Below are 18,781 nucleotides of genomic sequence, written 5' to 3'. Positions count from 1 at the left end.
AAGTGCTACTGAATACTTTCGGCCACTTACGCTTAATTTCGGTAATATCCAGTTCACTCAGGATTACTGAAGGTTAAGAAATGGACTTCACCCCCGTCATCGCGCAGGTCTGGGGCATGCTGATCTGGTTTATTCCAGCAGCACTGCTGATAGGTCTACTCAAGTCGCCTTGGGCCAAGGGTCATATCGGCGAACTCCTGGTGCGGCTATTTGCCCATTGGCAGCTGGATAAGCAGACCTACCGCCGTCTGCACAACGTCACCCTGAGCACGCCAGACGGCACCACACAGATCGACCACGTATTCCTCTCGCCCTACGGCATCTTCGTACTGGAAACGAAGAACATGAGCGGCTGGATCTTCGGCGGCGAGAAGCAGGCGCAGTGGACGCAGAAGCTCTACAAACGCACCTTCAAATTCCAGAACCCGCTGCGGCAGAACTACAAGCACCTCAAAGCACTGGAAGCCACCCTTGGCGTTAACCCCGAGCACCTGCACTCGGTCATCACCTTTGTCGGCGGCAGCACCTTCAAAACTGAAGTGCCGGCAAACGTGACACAGGGCATCGGTTTTATCCGCTATATCAAGTCATTCCAGCAGCCGGTATTCACCGAGGCTGAACTCGACGCCCTGATGCACTCCCTGCAAACCGGCCGCCGCGCACCGACCCTCGCTACACACCGAGAGCATGTGCAAAACCTTAAGCGCCGTAGCGACCCAACAGCCGAGCGGGAATGTCCGAAATGCGGCAGCGCCTTGGTTATTCGCACCCGTAAAACAGGGGCCAATGTCGGCCAACAATTCTGGGGCTGCTCGACCTTCCCCAAATGCAAAACCATGCAGAGCCTTTAGCACGCGGCCCTAACATCAATCCTGCGCCTGGAGTCGCAATGCCCGTCCCTACCTACGACCAGTTTATTGAGCCGATCCTGCGCTACCTGGCCGCCACGCCCGAAGGCGCGACAGCGCGTGACGCCCATGAAGCAGCTGCTGATGCGCTGAACCTGTCGGAAGCACAGCGCCAAGAGCTGATTGCCAGCGGCCAGGCCACGTACAAGAACCGTGCAGGCTGGGCCCATGACCGCCTCAAGCGCGCCGGCCTGTCCAGCAGCGCTAAGCGTGGGTACTGGAAGCTGACTGACGCAGGCATTACCTATGCCGTCCAACACCCCGCCCCTCTGACTGCGGATAAGGTCGAACAGCTCGCCATTGGCTTTATGAATGTAAAACTCAAGACCCCTACAGATGCTGTCCCACTCGATGGGCAAGAGCAGCCTACAGCGGCGCTCAGGTCAGCCACTGTTAGCCCTGATGATCGTCTGGAGCAGGCTTTGCGTGAACTACGCGAAGCAACGGCTGCAGACCTGCTGGATAACCTTCTGCAAGTCAGCCCTAACCGTTTTGAAGTCATTGTATTGGATGTGCTGCACAGCCTCGGCTACGGCGCTAGCCGTAATGATCTGCAGCGCGTCGGCGGCAGCGGCGATGGCGGTATCGACGGGGTGATCTCACTCGACAAGCTCGGCCTGGAAAAGGTCTACGTCCAGGCCAAACGCTGGCAAGGCACGGTTGGCCGACCAGAACTGCAAGCCTTCTATGGCGCTCTCGCCGGACAGAAAGCCAAGCGTGGCGTGTTTATTACCACCTCAGGCTTTACGGCACAGGCAATCGACTTCTCCCGTTCCGTAGAAGGCATGGTGCTGGTGGATGGAAACCGGCTGGTCAACCTGATGATGGATCACGAGGTTGGAGTCGCATCGCGGCTGATCAAGTTACCAAAATTAGATAGCGATTATTTTGATGGAGAAGCATAGTGGCAAATCAAGCCTTCAGTACTTCATCTTTAGCACGCTGCTTATTTAAAGCTGACTTCTATGACGATCAGCGAATTTCGGATGACGATTATAGAAAAAGCGTTATTGCTTATGCTTTGCAAATAGCTCAGAACCCAACCGAAAAAACTCCAGCACTTAAACAAATTAAAATCAGCAACAAGGCGGGATACACTGCTGGCAATCTCGCCAGCAAGATGGTACTTCGGCGCTGCAACATAAACATTAATAAAGCATACAATATAGCCCCCAAAAACAGACAATCAATTTCTAGAGAGCTGCCAGCCTACTTAAGAGAGGGCACAAAATACAAAGTATACCGCCTAGATATAAAATCCTTCTTTGAGAACATACCTACAAATATACTGCTAAATATAATTGACGGCAGCGAAAAACTGTCGCACCAAACCAAACTTATAATCCGAGCCCACATTGAGCACTTCAAGCAACGCTACGGCAGCGGGATTCCAAGAGGCGTCGAAACCAGCCCTTCACTTTCAGAACTTTTACTATCCGAGTATGACAAGAAAGTCACCTCACACGATGAAGTTTTTTATTATTCACGCTTTGTTGATGACATACTGATTATTACATCCTCAAACGAGAAAGAGGATGAGTTTTATAAATGGCTATGTGATCTTCTCCCCTCACCCCTTGAATACAACTCCACCAAAACAAAAATTTACCCGGTGCCACGCCGCAAAAAAGCAGGCACAGCCAACCCAAATGGAAAGTTAGTACTCAGCTTTGACTTTCTTGGGTATTCATACAAGGTATACGACACACCACTACCCTTGAAAGACGGTGTAGAAAATAGCAAGACCGCAACTTCTATATATAGAAAAGTCCGCATAGATATAGAAGAAAAAAAGATCCGAAAAATCAAAGAAAAACTATGCAAAGCTATATATAGCTTTGCAAAAAACAAAGACTTCAAACTACTCTTCGACCGCATAAGCTTCCTAACAAGCAACAGGGAACTTAAAAACAAAGGCGGGGACAGAAAAGTACCCACTGGAATTTATTACAACTACGCCTCAATTGATACGCCGGCAGACAGTTTAAATAATCTCGACAGATTCCTGAGAAGCACACTCACAGGCAAATCCGGCAGACTCCACAAAACTTATTCATCGCACATCACGAGCGAGCACAAATCAAAACTATTAAAGCTAAGCTTTACTCAAGGATTCGAGAAGCGAGCACATAGGAAATTCAGTCCTAACCGGCTAAAAGAAATAACAAGGGTTTGGCTATGAAAAATAAAAAATACACAAAAATTGATAAGAAAGATCACTTCAGAGCCATTCTCACAGATACCGCACCTTCTGACACACCGATAATATTCTCCAATGACGGACTTTATATCAACCACCACAAAGCAAGACTGTCCGCACCAACTAATTTCAACATAATAAAATCCTTATATGAGAGAATTGTAAGCCCCATTGATAGCACGAAACTGAAAATTGACGACGCAGCAAGCGCCCAAAACAAACAGTCCTACCCTCTCAAATATAAAATAATAAAAAATGAAACCAGCCTGAGAACGTTGTCTCTAATACATCCCAGATCACAAAAAAATTATTGCTCATTTTATAGTGAATATGGAAGTGCGATTATATCTCTATGCTCTCAAAGCCCACTAACCATAAGAGCTCCTGCCAAAATTGGTGGCTCTTTCTATTCCAGTGACGCCGACCCCCATAATAAATATAAAGAAATCAACATTGACACGATCGAAACGGAACTAAATAGGAGACACGCCTCCTCATACTTTGCGTACAAAGGATTCAATAGACTTTACAAACTCTACAACTCATCCAGATACTTCAATCTGGAGCAAAAATACGCTTCAATGTGGACGCTAGATATAGCAAACTGCTTTCAAAGCATTTATACGCACACAATATCCTGGGCAATTAAAAACAAAGAATTTATAAAGCAAAACATCGCCAGCACAAATCAATTTTGCCAAAAATTCGATACCTTGATACAAAGAAGCAATAACAATGAAACTAACGGCATACCTATCGGCTCAGAAGTAAGTAGAATTTTCGCTGAAATAATCCTCCAAGATGCTGACATGAAGATAATTAGCGCACTTGGGAAGCACCGACTAAAACATGAAATAGATTACGACATATTAAGATATGTAGACGACTACATTGTTTTCTCTCACAACAATGACAATTCAGAGCTAATCGCAGACACGATTTCTGACATACTCAGCACCTACAACCTAAACATCAGCGACTCAAAAAAAATAAAATATAAACGACCGTTTCTCACAGAAAAATCTAAAGCAATAATCGGGACAAAGCTACTACTAGACGACCTTGAGAAAACGCTCTTCACCAAAACAACTCACAAAGGAAAACGCCAACTAACCCCGAACGACATATATAATCCTGAAAAATTATGCCAGAGCTTCATAAACAAAGTTAAATCCATAATAGCCGACAACAACAAGGGTTACTCAGAGGTATCCTCATACATTATATCCGTCTTGTGCACACGCGCACTTGACGTACTTTCCAGCTACAAACCAAACACAAAGCAAACACCCGAGGAAGAGCTAACACTTCGAGAGGCCATATTAATAATATTTCGTCTAGTCTTCTTTTTTTACAGCGTAAACCCCTCAGTACCTTCTTCTAACAAAATTGCAAAAACTTTAATAACAACAGACCAATTCATAAAAACAAAAAAAGCGCACCACCTTGAATTCTTCCGAACGGAGATAATGAGCCATGTTAACAAGCTAAAATTTCACAGGCAGAAGAACGATACCAGGAATGGTTTTATATCGCTAGAACGACTAAACATAATACTTGCCACTAGCGAGTTTGGCAGCAACTATCTTCTACAGCCAAGTATCTTCTCATACTTAGAAAAAGACGAAGTAAACATTACGTACTTCGATATAGTGGCCCTTACCTACTATTTTAAGAATTACCCAATATATAGCACTGCAAAGGATATCTTAATAAAGATAGCGATTGGTAGACTAAATGAAAATTTCAACCTTCAGCAAGAGTCGGAACAAGCCCACATTTTCTTGGACCTAATATGCTGCCCATACATCACCGCCGACTTAAGAATAGAGCTAATAAAAAAGTACCTCGCCTCATACGAGCCCGATGAGGTTTTCACCGACGATATCGTCTCTGCTTTTGCAACTGAGCTTTTGAATAATTTCTGGTTTGTAAAATGGAAGAATTTAGACCTAATTAAACTTCTAGAGCGAAAAGAGTTGAAACCCGTCTATTGAAATGTTAATAAGTGCTTGTTGGTTAGAGGTCAAGATTGCTATGGCGCTGGACGATAGATTCTTATCCTACAACGCATTTCGCTCGTTGCTTTATTCAGACCCGCAAAGTCTAAATAAAGCCCTGAGTTGAGAGGTACCGTTCGCAAGAGCGTGCTTCACACACCTGATGCTGAGGCCTCTAATCAACATTTTATTCACGAGCTACCCCGCAAGCCCTGCCACCGACTTCAGCAGGCGCACACGCAGCCTAAATTGCTCCCTCCAATAGCGCCAAGCATTGGCTGTTGGTCATTCCCTGATCTTCGGCATCCTAGTAGATTCTCATTTCAAGCAACTCCCAATCGGGACTTTATCAATCCCATATTGGGACTGATCGGGGGCCGCCGGTGCAATGCCTGATCCGCAACACGACCCAGAGCATCTGCGTAGGCAGAGGTCGATGGAAAAGCAAAAACTGACCGTTTCGCGGTACAAAAAACAGTACACTGGCGGTACAGTGCCCAGCTTCTACAGATTTCGCTCAATTACGCTAAGCCCGCTCTACGGTGCTACTTTCAGCTAACTGTACCTGCGCTAAGCTACGCCCGATTTCACTGGGCTTGCAGCGTTTCTAGGCAACTCATAATCCTTTGGTCCACGGTTCAAGTCCGTGTGGGCCCACCAATTAAAAAGCCGCGCGTTGCGCGGCTTTTGCTTGTCTGCTTTATCAGTTTCCGCAACGTCGTTTGTGTGCCGATTAGCTCGTCACAACTGGGCCTTCGCCGCCGCTTTGAATTCCCTGACTGCATGGAAAATCGGGAACACAGCTGCCTTCAATTGAAGATGCCGTCGGTCTCATCTAGCGAAGACTGTCGTGCGAGGATGGGCTTGCAGTGAGCGCCTTCCACTAGCCAAAAAAACCCACATTCCGCTCTGCCCACGTAGCCAAGAAACTCTTTAAAAGTGGCGATTGCGGAGCAGTGAACAAGGTCGCCGGCGCTCCTTGTTCTTCAATCATGCCATTGGCGAGAAACACTACCTTGTCGGCCACCTGTGCAGCAAAGCCCATTTCATGGGTCACCACGACCATAGTCATGCCGTCATCTGCCAGCGTCCTCATCACTTTCAGCACCTCGCCGACCAGCTCGGGGTCCAGCGCGGAGGTGGGTTCGTCGAAAAGCATGATTTTTGGTTCACGCGCCAGGGCGCGAGCGATGGCGACGCGTTGCTGTTGGCCGCCAGAGAGGGTGTTGGGGTAAGCGTCAGCTTTGTGGGCCATGCCGACTTTGTCGAGTACAGCCAGCGCTTTGGTTTTGGCTTCTGTCTTGTTCATTCTGGTGACGAGCACCAGTGGTGCCATCACGTTTTCAAGCACGGTTTTATGCGGCCATAGATTGAACTGCTGGAAGACCATAACGACGTTGGCGAGGTCTTTTTGTATAACCCAGTCGGGCAGACGTGTGAGGTTGCCGGCGGGGTCGGAGCCGTAGCCGATGAGCCTGCCTTCTACTAGCACTTCCCCGCTGTCGTAGCTTTCGAGGAAGTCTACACAGCGCAAAAGGGTGCTTTTGCCGGAGCCAGAGCCACCGATGATGCACACCACTTCGCCTGCGTGCACATCCAGGCTGATACCTTTGAGCACGGAGTTATCGCCGAAGCGTTTGGTTACGTTGATCAGTTTGATCACGGGTTTGCCTACGTTTTGCATGCAGTGTCCTCACAATCCAGGCTGGTAGCGGCGCGTGTACCTTCAAGCAGGCGTACGCTGCGGGCGAGCAAAAAGGTGATCAGCCAGTACGTCAGGCCCAGGAATAGGTAGGGCTCAATAAAGGTGAAGGTCTCGCTGGACATGCGGCTTGCGGCACTCATCATTTCCGGCACAGTGATGATTGATAAAATCGCCGACTCTTTTACCAACAGGATGGTTTGGTTAAGGATCGCCGGAAGAACCAACCCGAGCATTTGCGGCAGTTTCACTTGGCTGAGCACCTGCCAGCGGGAAAGACCCAGGTCGCGTGCGGCTTCGATTTGGCCTGGCGGTACGCTGAGAAAACCGCTGCGCAAAATCTCCGCAAAGTAGGCGGCGCTGTATAGGCCGAGGCCACCAATGCCTACCTGCAACGCGCTCAGTTCAATACCGATGAACGGCCCACCGTAGAACACCAGGTAGATCTGCACCAACAACGGTGTGCCGCGAAACACCGTGAGATACAGCTGGTAGAAAAGCCGCAGCAGCCGGTTGTTGACTTGCCCAAGCAGGCACAGCAACAAGCCCCAGAGCAGGCCGATGACCAACGCACCGGCGCTGCTCAGCAGAGTAAACACTACCCCTTGCAGCAGGACCGGTCCGTAGTCGATGTAGAGGTGCAGGTTCATTGGGCCTCCATCAGCGCGTGCTCAACCGTTTTTCCAGGTACTTCCCGATGTACCCAGCGCTTAGGGTAAGCGTGAGGTAGAGCAAGCCTGCGGCGGTAAAGAACTCCAGCGGCCTGTAGGTAGTGGATGAATAGGTATGGGCGATGCGCATCAGCTCGGTGACGGCGATGGTAGAGACCAACGAGGAGTTTTTGATGATATCGATGGTTTCATTGACCAGCGCCGGGATGGTCGCGCGGACCACTTGCGGCAGTTGTACGTGACGAAGAATCTGCCAACGGTCCAGGCCAATATCCCAACCAGCCTCGGTTTGCCCGCACGGCAGCGTTTCAAAGCCGCCGCGCAAGATTTCCGCCTGTGAGGCGCCGCTATTTAGTGCCAGAGCAATGATGGCGGCGAGAAGCGGCGGCAGGCTAATGCCGATAAGGGGCAACATAAAAAAGATCATGGACAGTTGCACAAGCAACGGCGTGCCACGCAGGGTGCTGATGTAAAACGCCGCGACGGCGCGCAGCACGGGGTAGCCCGAGACCCGGGCAATGCACGCCAGCACGCCGATAACAAAGCCGAGTAAAATCGCTAAGGCAGAAATCCACGCAGTCATCCACAAGCCGTTTAGCAACTCGCTGCGGTAGTCGAGCACGACACTCAGGTCGAACATACTCAACCCTCGTCGACGCCGTGGCGACGCTGCCAGGCTACAGCGGCGACGCAGAGCAACTCAAAGAGTACGGTCGCCCCCACCATCGCCGTTGTGCCGCTGGGATCGAATGGCGGAGAGACCTCGACTACATCGCCGCCAACGATGTCCAGATCAGCGAGCGAGCGCATCATTTGTTGCGCTTCAAAGGTAGTGAAGCCACCGATTTCCGGAGTGCCTGTGCCGGGGGCGTAAACCGGGTCCAGACCGTCGACGTCAAAGGTGACGTACACCGGGCTGTCGCCTACCACGCGGTGAATTTCTGTAATCACCGCAGACAGGCCCAATTGGTAGAACTCTTCAATGCTGACGACGCGCATGCCACTGTCATAGCTGAATTTCCAGATATCGCGGTCCGTAATGCTGCCGCGAATGCCGATCTGGATAGTTTTTAACGGGTCGATCAGCCCCTCTTCGGCCGCCACTTTGAACGGCGAGCCGTGGTGAAAGCGCGAGCCAAGGTAAAAGTCGCCGGTGTCGCAATGGGCGTCGAAATGCACCAGCGCAAGGGGACCGTTCTTGGCCAGGGCACGCAATACCGGCAGCGTTACCGAGTGGTCACCACCAACCGACAGCGGCACGATTCCAGCAGCACAAATCGGCTCATAGAACTGCTGGATGGAGTCATGGGCAGCCGTCAATTCGAACGGGCTTTCTGGTACCGCGTCACCGACATCAGCCACCCGGCACAGCTCAAACGGCGCAATACCGGTGGCTTGGTTGATGATGCGTATCAGGCTCGACTGATTGCGAACTTCACGCGGACCATGACGCGCACCGGGGCGGTTGGTCACTCCGCCGTCGAATGGAATACCCACCAGGGCGATATCCACATCCGCCAAATCAGGGTTGAAAGGGGTGCGCATAAACGTGGCGATGCCGGTGTAACGCGGCTGGGTTTTCGGGTCAGCGCTCATGGCCTGGCTCCAACAGGGAATAAACCGGGCTGCGGGCGCAGCCCATGTGCGAACAGCCAGCGGTGCCGATTAGTTCAGCGGCTCGGGCAGCACGCCTTCGGGCACATCCATGGTGAAACCGAACCACTTCATCTGCAGTTCAGCGAGCTTGCCGCTCTTTTGGAGTTTGAGAATGCCAGCGTTGAAAAAGGCCACCAGCGACGCTGAATCGGCCTCTTTACGCGCAGCCCAGGCGTAGTAGCTCTTATCGCCAAAAGGCGGCTGCACGATGGCGAACATGTCTGGGCGCGACTTCACCACCGAGGACAGATTTGGCAAGGCCTGGGGCACAATATCCACGCGGCGCGAAGCCAGCGCAGCGTAGGCTTCGTTGTAGTCAGTGAACTCTTTGATATCGGCGACCTTCAGACCTTTAGGCGCCAGCACGTCCTTCTCGAACTTGCGCACAGCAGTGCCCTGCGCAGATCCCGCTTGCACGCCGATAATCTTGCCGGCCATATCCGCCGGGCTATTGATGCTGTCATCAGCCTTACGCTTTAGTATGGCCACCGATGCATCGGAAATCGGGTTGGTGAAGGCGTAAGCGTCCAGGCGTTGGCGAGTGATCATCAAGGAAGTCGCGACGATGTCATAACGCTTGGCGTTAAGGCCGGCGAGTATGCTCTGGAAAGGCAGGTCCAGCTGCTTGAGCTTCACACCCGGCAGGTCTTTGAGAATCTCGTCGAGCATGTCCTTGCCATAGCCGACGATCTTGCCATCCTCGAGCATTTCAAAGGGCGCATAACGTGCTTCGGTGGCAACCACGATTTCGCCACGGGTCTTGATCTCATCAAGCAGATCAGCTTGGGCGTGGACGGCCGCCAGTAACAGGCCGGCCATGCACAGCAGCTTTTTCAGCGGAGTAACGGTCCTGGGGGTCATACGCACATGCTCCAGCAATAGACGGCTTGGTTGAAAGGCTGAAGCCATCTTCGAGCACGGGCTCGCAGCGCAACAAACGGTATCTGCTAATAACCATGCATAAGGTGGGCTAATGCCCCATGTTGGCGCAGCGCCAGGCCAAGGTATCGGCCTGGGCGTGGACCCGTACGCCACTGCGGCGCCCATGCAGGCCGCATGCGGGCTTGGCACGCTGCGTGCTCATGCAGAAGGGTAGAAAGGCCGCACCAGCAGGAGCGTCCGTTTTTCGCCTTAGGAGCCTGTGTGCCCATTCGCCTTCCGCCGCTTGAAGCGCTGCGCTATTTCGAAGCTGCAGCCAGGCACTTGAGCTTCACCCTGGCCGCCGATGAACTCTGCGTTTCGCAAAGCGCGGTAAGCCAGAAAGTCATTCAGTTAGAAGACCGTTTGGGCTACAAGCTATTTGAGCGCCGCACCCGCCAACTGGTGCTTACCGGGCCTGGCACCCAGCTATACCCGGCCGTTCACTCGGCCCTGGGTTTGCTCAGCGAAACCCTAAGCGATATCGATACCCGCAGCCAGCAAAGCAAGCTCACCGTTTATTGCATGCCGTCGTTCGCCAACCGATGGCTGATGCCACGTCTGCATGATTTTCATAGCAAGCATCCGCATATTGCACTGCACCTGATCGCCGAGTTTGCCGAACCCAATTTCCATAATGAAATCGTCGATATCGGCATCTGCCACGGCACGGCCGAACAGCCGGCGATGGAGCAGCATCTGTTGTTCAGTGACTATATTTATCCGGTCATCAGCCCCGCGTTGCTGGAGCAGGTTGACCTACGCGAACCCGGCGACCTGCGCCGAACCGTACTGCTACACGACTCCCTACCACACGCCAAACTCGCCACCTCCTGGCAGAGCTGGTTGACGGAAAGGGGCGTGCGGCATGTCGACTGCAGTGGCGGTTACCGCTTTAACCAAGCGGACCTGATAGTAGGTGCGGCTCTCAATGGCCGCGGTGTGGCCCTGGGGCGCCACGTGCTGGTGGCCGCCGAGGTGGCACGCGGGCGGCTGGTTCCCTTGTTCAACGATGTCGTCGAGGACGACGGTGTCTATGCCGTATTCCTGAAAAAACTGGCCAACCGTCCGCAAGTAAAGGCCTTCTGTAGCTGGCTGCAAGAGCAGGCCTTGGAGTTCCAGCACCAGCAAAGCGTCGAGCGCATTATTGGCTCAGCCCAAACGTTGGCCGTTGCGCATTGAGCACCCAGGCTACCTACTTGAAGAGCGTCTCAAACATCGGCCGAAGCAACTTATTCCCCGACTCACTCAAATGGTCATCATCGTAGTAAATCGGCCACCCATTATGCGTCCCCGAACACCGCTCCCCGTCGCATAGCAGCGGCAACGGATCGAGTATCTGCGCGCCGCATTGCTCTTTGGCTTTGTCTTGCATGGCCCATACAAACGCGTGGCGTTGGTGGTAGTCGGCGAGGGTTACGAATACGGGGCGTTCTTTGCCCCAGATGAGGCCTCGGGCGACGGTGCCTGGGACGTTGACGCCCATCTCGGCGATCGGGCGCATCAGGTACAGGGGGTGGTGTTTGGTGATTTGGCAGGCGGTGGCGATAAAGTCTTTTTCGATTTCGGCGAAGTAGGCGGGGCTGAAGCTGTCGTAGTGGGTGCTGAACATAAATACAGGGCGTTCGAGCGCGGGGTCTTCGGCTTCGCCGGTTACGCCGCCCAGTAGGTTGCCGGTGGTGCGGGTGACCATCACGACGGGCAGGCCGGGGTATTGGGTTTCCAGGTCTTCTCTTACGTCGTGGTTGAGTTTTTTGCAGTCGCCTTTGGGTGCAACGAGGTCTGGGGCGAAGCTGATGTAGCAGCCGGCTGAGGCACGCAGCATTACGCCTTGGTCGGCATGGGGCAGCGCGGCGACCAGGGCGCTGACGACCGAAGCGGCGTGGCTGTCGCCGACCAGAATGGCCGCCACGTTGGGGCCGCCGTAGATGCATTCGGCATCGGCTTTGCGGCATTCGGCGCGGCGTTGGTCGTAGTTTTTCTTTTCGCCTTCGATCACCGCCACCGCTTCAGGCACGCGCTGGGGGTAGCCGTCGTGGGTGCGGATCAGCCGTGCTGGCAGTATGGCCAGGGCCACTATCACCACGAGCAGTACGGTGGCGGGCGCGGCTTGCAAGCGCGCCAGGCGCTGGCGGGCGAGCACTTCTACCCAGCGGTGGGATTGGTCGCCGAGCAGAACGGTGAGCAACAGCCCGCCCGCTATCCATAGCGGCTCGGTGTGTTTCTGGGCGTACACCAGTGCCACCACCAGCGGCCAGTGCCAGAGGTAGATGGAGTAGGAGCGGTCGCCCAACCACTGGGCAAGGCGTGAGCCGGTGAGTATGGAGGTCTGGTTGGCGGCGAGCAGTACAAAGGCCGTGCCCAGTACGGGAATCAGGGCGTGCCAACCGGGCCATTGGCTTTGCCCATCCAGCAACAGGGCGGCGCCGATAATCAGGGCAAAACCGGACCATTCCAGCGCGAGGCCGGTGCGTGCGGTGATGCGTAAATGGGGTGCGGCGAGAAATACCAGGCCGCCGGCCAGTAGTTCCCAGGCGCGGGGGTTGAGGCTGTAGAAGGCGGCGGCGGGATTGCTGTTGGTCAGGTGAATGCACCAGGCCAGCGACGCGGCGAATAGCAGCGCCAGGCTAATAGCAACGGTCTTGCGCCCGGGCAAGAGTTTCCACAGTGCGGCCAGCACCAGCGGCTGCAGGATGTAGAACTGCCATTCCACGGACAGCGACCAGGTGTGCAGCAGCCATTTGTCGTGGGAGGCGGCGTCGAAATAGCCGGCTTCGTTCAGGTACGTCTGGTTGGATACAAACAACAGGCTTCGGTAGGCGTGCTTGGCGGCCAGTTCGTATTCGTCGGGCAACAATAGAAACCAACCAACGGCCAGCAGCACCAATGCCACGACCAGCAGGGCGGGAAGAATTCGCCGCGCGCGAGCCAGATAAAACGACCAAAACGAAAAACTGCCCGTCTCAAGGCCTCGCACGATAATGCTGGTCATCAGAAAACCAGAAATCACGAAGAACACGTCAACGCCAATAAAGCCGCCGCCAACCTGCACGATGCCGAAGTGGTACAGCACCACAGCGGCCACTGCCCAGGCGCGCAAGCCATTGATATCGAGACGAAACCCTTGTGAAGCTTGAGGCATCAATACATTCCAAAAAACGCTAAAGAGGCGCTACTGCCAATGGCCTGGTCGAAGGCGTGCATACGTGCGAATTCGTGCGGCATTGTATGGGTTCCCTTACCAAAGTCGCAGCTTCTTCGTATTGCAAATCCAGCTGCATCAGCGTTTTTGGCACTGGACCAACGGTGCCTACAGCCAGCGCGCTTGCTGCCGATAAACCCTGTTCACGAGTGTCTGGCGCCGGCGGCGAGTTTGAACTTCGCAGGCCATAGGCCAGTCGACCTTAGGTAACCGTTAAATACGGAGGTACGTCATGGACATTTCCAGCGTTGGCGCGGCGGTCTCGAATGCGCAGTCGGCCAAACTCCAGTCCGATGTATCGATCAAGATGCTGAGCAAAGCCTTGGATATGCAGTCCGAAGGCGCGATGGCGCTGATCGAGGCGATTCCAGACCTGTCGGCGCTGTCGAGTAATCCGCCGAATCTGGGCAACTCTATTGATGTAATGGCCTGACGGCACATTAGGTGGGTGTAACGGTCTGACGGCATATTGGCCTTCTGTGTCAGGCGTTGCCTACACTTGGCTTATATCCACCCGAAATAACAGACAACTGCCTTCATCGGCAGCATGGAGCGAAGATGACTCAGGACAATGCAAAACCAAGTTGGCATCAGCAAGTGGCCGATGATCTGGTCGACCCGGTGATGAAGGACTTGACCTGGCACGGTCGGACCATCGACTGGTTTTTGCAGGATCTGGTGCAACTGACCAATGAAACCGAGCTGCAGGTGGGCGTTACCCTGTCGACGCCAGCGGGTGTCATTTCCGGAATCCTGATCAGCGTAGAGCAGTATTTCCGCCTGTTCGGCGAGTCGTTCGCCAGCTCCTGGCCGGTGGCCGACGCCGATCGCCTGCGCGCCCACTACGCGGAGCTGGGCAAATCGCGATTGCCCAAGACCGATGGTGAAAACCCGCCGCCTGTGCAATACCTGCACTTGAAGGACGCCAAGTTGAGCACGCCGTCCGGGCAGATGCCGGCCAGTGAAGGTCTGTTGTGGCGCGGCACCATTGCCTCGATTTCGGGTTTTTCGCTCGGCTTGCTGGCCGATGACCTAGGCGACGACATTCAGCTAACGCTGCAGCCTTAACGCTCGACGCACGAAAAGCCCCGCTCAGGCGGGGCTTTTTTATGCCTGCGTTTTACCCAACGTCTACCCAACGTCTACCCAACGTCGGCGCGGGCTTAACGCTTGGCGATGATGTACACGGCATGCACGATGCCGGGGATATAGCCGCACAAGGTCAACAGAATGTTGAGCCAGAACGCGCCGCCAAAGCCAACTTGCAAAAAAACGCCCAGCGGCGGCAGGAGGATGGCGATCAGGATGCGGATCAGGTCCATGAAATCAGTTCCTATTGTGAGAAAACGTACCCCCTAACCGACCCGCCCTCCTTCTATCTGGTTCAACCTAACGTTGCCTTCAGTCTTTGTGCGTATGTTTCGCGGCGTACAGACAGAGCATTTCCACGGCAATGGTGGCGCCTGCCAGGGCGGTTACTTCGGCGTGGTCGTAGGGCGGCGCCACTTCCACCACGTCCATGCCCACCAGGTTGATGCCGCGCAGGCCGCGAAGAATTTCCAGCGCCTGATGGCTGCTCAAGCCGCCGCATACCGGCGTGCCGGTACCGGGGGCGAAGGCCGGGTCGAGGCAGTCGATATCGAAGGTCAGGTACACCGGGTTGTCACCCACGCGGGCACGAATCTGTTCGGCGATCTGCTCCGGGGTGTGGCGGTGGACATGGCGGGCGTCGAGCACCTGAAACCCCATCACATCGTCGTTGGTGGTGCGCAGGCCGATTTGTACCGAGCGCGCCGGATCCACCAGACCTTCGCGGGCGGCGTGGTAGAACATGGTGCCGTGGTCGATGCGCTGCACCGCTTCGTCGGGCCAGGTGTCGCTGTGGGCGTCGAAGTGGATCAGCGACAGTGGGCCGTGTTTTTTCGCATGGGCTTTGAGCAGCGGGTAGCTGATGAAATGGTCGCCGCCCAGGGTGAGCATGGCGCAGCCGGCGCCAAGTATTTCATCGGCGTGGGCTTCGATGGCGCCTGGGGTGAGCTGCGGTTGGCCATGGTCGAAATCGCAGTCGCCGTAGTCGATCACCGCGAGTTCATCGAAGGGGTCGAATTCCCAGGCGCTGGGGCGCGCCCAGGCCATCTGGCACGAGGCCGCGCGAATCGCCCGTGGGCCAAAACGGGTGCCGGGGCGGTTGGTGGTGGCGGTGTCGAACGGCACGCCGCTGACCACCACATCTACGCCCTCCAGGTCGCGGCTGTAGCGACGGCGCATAAAGCTGGTGATGCCGCCGTAAGTCGATTCCGCCGCCGTGCCGTAAAGGCTTTCACGGGTGATGGCTTGGTCATTGCGAGAGGCCTGGTCCATTGCGTTGCTCCTTAGTAGTGGCTGCGGAAGGAGGTCCACAGGCGAGTGCGTTCACGTTGTGCCGGCAGGCTTTGCATCTGGTCGCTGAACAGACGCGCGCGCACCTCGGCGGGCGGGTAGATATCCGGGTCGCTGGTTACCGCCGGGTCTACCAGCGCGGTGGCCGCGCTGTTGGCGTTGGCGAAGAACACGGTGTTGGTGACTTCGGCGATGGCTTCGGGGCGCAGCATATAGTTGATAAAGGCCAACGCGGCTTGTGGGTGCGGGGCGTCTACCGGAATGGCCATGGTGTCGAACCACACCAGCGTGCCCTCACGGGGAATGCGGTACACCACCTCAAACGGTTGCTTGGCCTCTACCGCTCGGGCAGCGGCGGTGGCGGCATCGCCGCTGTAGCTCAGGGCCATGCACACTTCGCCCTTGGCCAGGTCGTCGATCTGCCGGCCGGAGGCGACATACCGTACGTTCGGCTGTAGCTGGGCGAGCAATTGCTGCACCTCTTTAAGGTCGGCCGGCTTGTCGCTGTAGGGGTCGTGGCCGAGGTAGTTGAGGGCGATGCTGATCACTTCTTGCGGCGAGTCGAGCACGCCGATGCCGCAGTCTTTCAGCTTGCTGGCGTATTCGGGCTTGAACAGCAGGTCGAGCGTGTTGAGCGGCACGTCCGCGCCCAGGCGTTTGCTCACCGCTTGCTTGTTCAACCCCAGGCCGACGGTGCCCCAAGTGTAGGGCACGCCGTAGCGGTTGCCGGGGTCGGAGGTGGCGAGCTTGCCCAGCAGGTCGGGGTCGAGGTTGCTGTAGAGCGTAAGGCTGCTGTGGTCGATGGGCTGCACGGCCTTGGCTTTCACGGCGCGGGCCAGGCCGCTGGAGGATGGAAACACCAGGTCATAGCCGCTGCCGCCGGTGAGTAGTTTGCTGTCCAGGGCTTCGGGGCTGTCGAACACGTCGTACTTGATCTGAATACCGGTCTCAGCCTGAAAGGCTTTCAGCGCTTCGGGGCCGATGTAGTCGGACCAGTTGTAGATATTCAGTACTTTTTCTTCAGCCTGGGCCGACAGGTGCAGCGGCAAGGTGGCGGCCAGCAGTAAAGCGCACGCGGCGATTCGCATGGTGATGATCTCCTGGGCAGATAACGGTTACCGCGCTTCTCAAGGAGTGGCCACTCAGCGGTGGCAGGAAGCTCTGGATGGCGTGGATACTGCGCCGCGCTTTGCTTCTGATAAATGCAAAGTGATATACCTTGGCATCGACAGCTATCAATGTTTGGACTTGCCATGCTGAGCCAAGTACGCGACCTCGATCTGCAATTGCTGCGGCTGTTTATCAGCGTGGTGGAGAACGGCGGCTTCAGTGCGGCGCAGGGCGACCTGGGGATTGGTCAGTCCACCATCAGCACGCAGATGGCCAAGCTGGAAACCCGCCTGGGGTTTCGGGTGTGCGAGCGCGGCAAAGCCGGCTTTCGTCTGACGCCCAAAGGGGAAGAGGTGCTGCTGGCCACGCGCAAGCTCTTCACCGCATTAGACGTGTTCAAGAACGAAGCCCGGGGCATGGCCGACAAGCTGCTGGGGGACCTGTGCATCGGTTTGTCCGAGGCGCTGGACCCGCATGTACTGGCCAAAGTCAGTGAGGCCATCCGCCTGTTTCGCCAGCGTAACCAGGCCGTGCAGATCGAGCTGCGCAGTGCCGCGCCGGCCGAGTTGGAGCGACGCTTGTTGCAGGACCAGATGCACTTGGCCATCGGCTATTTTTCCGGCGTGCAGGCAGCCATCGACCATCAACTGCTGTTTACCGAGGAGCAGGCGCTGTACTGCGGCGATGCCCATCCGTTTTTTGCGCGCAAGAAACTGACGCTGGAAGAACTGAGCGCGCAGGACGGTGTGAAGTATCCCTACCGGTTCGACCAGGCCGACGACCCGTGGCAGGCGCAGGTCAGCAGCGCGCGCAGTGAGCAGGTTGAAGGCACGCTGGCTTTCGTCTTGTCTGGCGCGCACCTGGGCTACCTTCCTACGCATATCGCAGCGCCCTGGGTGGCGGCCGGACGCCTGCGGGCGCTGCTGCCGAAACAGCTGAGCTTTAGCGTCAATTTCTACTTGGGCAGCCACCGTGGCCGCCAGCCGAGTGAAGCGCAGAAGGCGTTTGCTGCTGATTTATTCAGCGCATTCCAGCAACGCTGAAGCGCTCTAAACGGCCCGGTACAGCGCCAAACGCCAGCTATAGTTCCTAGCTCACCCTTTTCCATCCCGCCCAAGGAGTCACCATGAGCAAGGTTCACCGCGTCGCGGTATTGGTTGGCAGTCTGCGTAAAGCCTCGATCAACCGTAAGCTGGCATTGGCCCTGGCCGAGCTGGCACCGCCCTCGCTGCAGTTGGAGATTGTCGAAATCGGCGACCTGCCGCTGTACAACGAAGACATCGACGTCAGCCCCGCGCCCGCGGCTTACACCGCGTTTCGCGACAAGGTCAAAGCCGCAGAGGCGCTGCTATTTATCACCCCGGAATACAACCGCTCGGTGCCGGCGCCGCTGAAGAACGCCATTGATGTCGGCTCGCGCCCCTATGGCCAGAGCGTGTTCAGCGGCAAGGCGGGCGCTGTGGTCAGTGCATCGCCTGGCGCGGTCGGCGGCTTTGGTGCCAACCATCATCTGCGCCAGTCCATGGTGTTTCTCGACGTGCATATGCTCCAGCAGCCGGAAGCCTACCTGGGCGGCGCGGGCAGTTTCTTCGGCGAAGACGGCAAACTGAGCGACGGCATCAAACCCTTCCTGCAGAAATTCATCGACACCTATGCCCAATGGGTGGCGTTGCACAGCAAAGACTGAACGCCGCACAACCGGTCTGCCCGCCCTGGGCGACGTGCTGACCAAGTCGCACGAAAAAGGCGGATTGGACTTCGGCACCATCGGCTCATCGGCCGTGTTGGCTGGGATTCTTCTGGCGCTGGTTGTAGCGGCTACGGTGCACAAGAATCGCCGTGACAGTCAGGCGGCATTGGAGGCCGCGTAACGCGAGGTATACAAACAAAAACACCGACGCAACGTCGGTGTTTTTCGTTCTGCAGAAAAAAGAAAACCCCGCCGAGGCGGGGCTTTGCAGACTGTGTCCTGACATCCGTAATCATCCATCATCCTGATGGAAATCCAGCGTATCCCTGTTGGTTCCTTGGCGCT

At 55.5% G+C, this 18,781-nt stretch carries 18 protein-coding genes; 9 read left to right on the top strand and 9 right to left on the bottom strand.

Going from position 1 to position 18,781, the window contains the following annotated elements; translation table 11 throughout:
* Positions 1–80 precede the first annotated feature (80 nt).
* The 4 genes from PKE98_RS20070 to drt3b are packed head-to-tail and all read left to right on the top strand — an operon-like array spanning position 81 to position 5,105.
* Positions 81–851: a nuclease-related domain-containing protein gene (locus PKE98_RS20070; RefSeq protein WP_271197088.1), complete on the top strand. Its 771-nt coding sequence runs from the start codon at positions 81–83 to the stop codon at positions 849–851.
* A gap of 38 nt (positions 852–889) precedes the next feature.
* Complete coding sequence (locus PKE98_RS20065; protein WP_271197087.1) at positions 890–1,813, top strand: restriction endonuclease; 924 nt, start codon at positions 890–892, stop codon at positions 1,811–1,813.
* Entirely contained in the window at positions 1,813–3,090 is a 1,278-nt protein-coding gene (drt3a, locus tag PKE98_RS20060; RefSeq protein ID WP_271197086.1) for an antiviral reverse transcriptase Drt3a, read from the top strand. Before PKE98_RS20065 ends, drt3a begins: the two co-directional genes overlap by 1 nt.
* Complete coding sequence (drt3b, locus tag PKE98_RS20055) at positions 3,087–5,105, top strand: antiviral reverse transcriptase Drt3b (RefSeq protein WP_271197085.1); 2,019 nt, start codon at positions 3,087–3,089, stop codon at positions 5,103–5,105. The genes drt3a and drt3b overlap by 4 nt, the downstream gene beginning before the upstream one ends.
* Before the next feature lie 886 nt (positions 5,106–5,991).
* Here drt3b and PKE98_RS20050 read toward each other — a convergent pair.
* The 5 genes from PKE98_RS20050 to PKE98_RS20030 form a co-directional block, all read right to left on the bottom strand.
* A complete protein-coding gene (locus PKE98_RS20050) occupies positions 5,992–6,771 on the bottom strand; it encodes an amino acid ABC transporter ATP-binding protein (RefSeq protein WP_271197084.1) in 780 nt (259 codons plus the stop codon).
* 8 nt (positions 6,772–6,779) lie between these two features.
* The gene (locus PKE98_RS20045) at positions 6,780–7,460 is read right to left on the bottom strand and encodes an amino acid ABC transporter permease (RefSeq protein ID WP_271197083.1); all 681 of its coding nucleotides are present in this window, start codon (positions 7,458–7,460) and stop codon (positions 6,780–6,782) included.
* Positions 7,461–7,470: 10 nt separating this feature from the next.
* Positions 7,471–8,121 (bottom strand): amino acid ABC transporter permease, encoded by a 651-nt coding sequence (locus tag PKE98_RS20040; protein ID WP_271197082.1) that lies wholly within the window; start codon positions 8,119–8,121, stop codon positions 7,471–7,473.
* Positions 8,122–8,123: 2 nt separating this feature from the next.
* The gene (gene speB, locus PKE98_RS20035; RefSeq protein ID WP_271197081.1) at positions 8,124–9,077 is read right to left on the bottom strand and encodes an agmatinase; all 954 of its coding nucleotides are present in this window, start codon (positions 9,075–9,077) and stop codon (positions 8,124–8,126) included.
* A 69-nt stretch (positions 9,078–9,146) separates the two neighbouring features.
* The gene (locus PKE98_RS20030) at positions 9,147–9,998 is read right to left on the bottom strand and encodes a transporter substrate-binding domain-containing protein (RefSeq protein ID WP_271197080.1); all 852 of its coding nucleotides are present in this window, start codon (positions 9,996–9,998) and stop codon (positions 9,147–9,149) included.
* A gap of 282 nt (positions 9,999–10,280) precedes the next feature.
* Between PKE98_RS20030 and PKE98_RS20025 the strand changes: the two genes are divergently transcribed.
* Positions 10,281–11,237 (top strand): LysR substrate-binding domain-containing protein, encoded by a 957-nt coding sequence (locus PKE98_RS20025; RefSeq protein ID WP_271197079.1) that lies wholly within the window; start codon positions 10,281–10,283, stop codon positions 11,235–11,237.
* Between the two features lie 13 nt (positions 11,238–11,250).
* Here PKE98_RS20025 and PKE98_RS20020 read toward each other — a convergent pair whose 3' ends face one another.
* On the bottom strand, positions 11,251–13,197 hold the full coding sequence (locus PKE98_RS20020) for an acyltransferase family protein (RefSeq protein WP_271197078.1): 1,947 nt from the start codon (positions 13,195–13,197) through the stop codon (positions 11,251–11,253).
* A gap of 292 nt (positions 13,198–13,489) precedes the next feature.
* On the opposite strand from PKE98_RS20020, the gene PKE98_RS20015 reads away from it, so the two are divergent.
* Positions 13,490–13,690 carry a YjfB family protein gene (locus PKE98_RS20015; RefSeq protein ID WP_271197077.1) on the top strand — a complete coding sequence of 67 codons (201 nt, stop codon included), beginning with the start codon at positions 13,490–13,492 and terminating at the stop codon, positions 13,688–13,690.
* Between the two features lie 125 nt (positions 13,691–13,815).
* Positions 13,816–14,325, top strand: coding sequence for a GvpU-like protein (locus PKE98_RS20010; protein WP_271197076.1), 510 nt, complete (start codon positions 13,816–13,818; stop codon positions 14,323–14,325).
* Between the two features lie 95 nt (positions 14,326–14,420).
* Here the strand turns inward: PKE98_RS20010 and PKE98_RS20005 are convergent, their stop codons facing one another.
* The 3 genes from PKE98_RS20005 to PKE98_RS19995 all read right to left on the bottom strand — a co-directional run bounded on the left by PKE98_RS20005 (position 14,421) and on the right by PKE98_RS19995 (position 16,724).
* Positions 14,421–14,579, bottom strand: a complete 159-nt coding sequence (locus PKE98_RS20005) for a YqaE/Pmp3 family membrane protein (protein WP_074939855.1) — start codon at positions 14,577–14,579, stop codon at positions 14,421–14,423.
* 79 nt (positions 14,580–14,658) lie between these two features.
* The gene (gene speB, locus PKE98_RS20000) at positions 14,659–15,618 is read right to left on the bottom strand and encodes an agmatinase (protein ID WP_271197075.1); all 960 of its coding nucleotides are present in this window, start codon (positions 15,616–15,618) and stop codon (positions 14,659–14,661) included.
* Between the two features lie 11 nt (positions 15,619–15,629).
* Positions 15,630–16,724 carry a polyamine ABC transporter substrate-binding protein gene (locus PKE98_RS19995; RefSeq protein WP_271197074.1) on the bottom strand — a complete coding sequence of 365 codons (1,095 nt, stop codon included), beginning with the start codon at positions 16,722–16,724 and terminating at the stop codon, positions 15,630–15,632.
* 165 nt (positions 16,725–16,889) lie between these two features.
* Here PKE98_RS19995 and PKE98_RS19990 point away from each other — a divergent pair, with 165 nt between their 5' ends.
* The gene (locus tag PKE98_RS19990) at positions 16,890–17,789 is read left to right on the top strand and encodes a LysR family transcriptional regulator (protein WP_271197073.1); all 900 of its coding nucleotides are present in this window, start codon (positions 16,890–16,892) and stop codon (positions 17,787–17,789) included.
* Positions 17,790–17,872: 83 nt separating this feature from the next.
* Positions 17,873–18,433 (top strand): NADPH-dependent FMN reductase, encoded by a 561-nt coding sequence (locus tag PKE98_RS19985; RefSeq protein WP_271197072.1) that lies wholly within the window; start codon positions 17,873–17,875, stop codon positions 18,431–18,433.
* Positions 18,434–18,781 lie beyond the last annotated feature (348 nt).

Source organism: Pseudomonas turukhanskensis (genome assembly GCF_027922365.1).
In the GTDB taxonomy this organism is placed as follows: Bacteria; Pseudomonadota; Gammaproteobacteria; order Pseudomonadales; family Pseudomonadaceae; genus Aquipseudomonas; species Aquipseudomonas turukhanskensis.
Note: the sequence above shows the minus strand (reverse complement) of the source record. Positions and strands in the feature narration are given on the sequence as shown.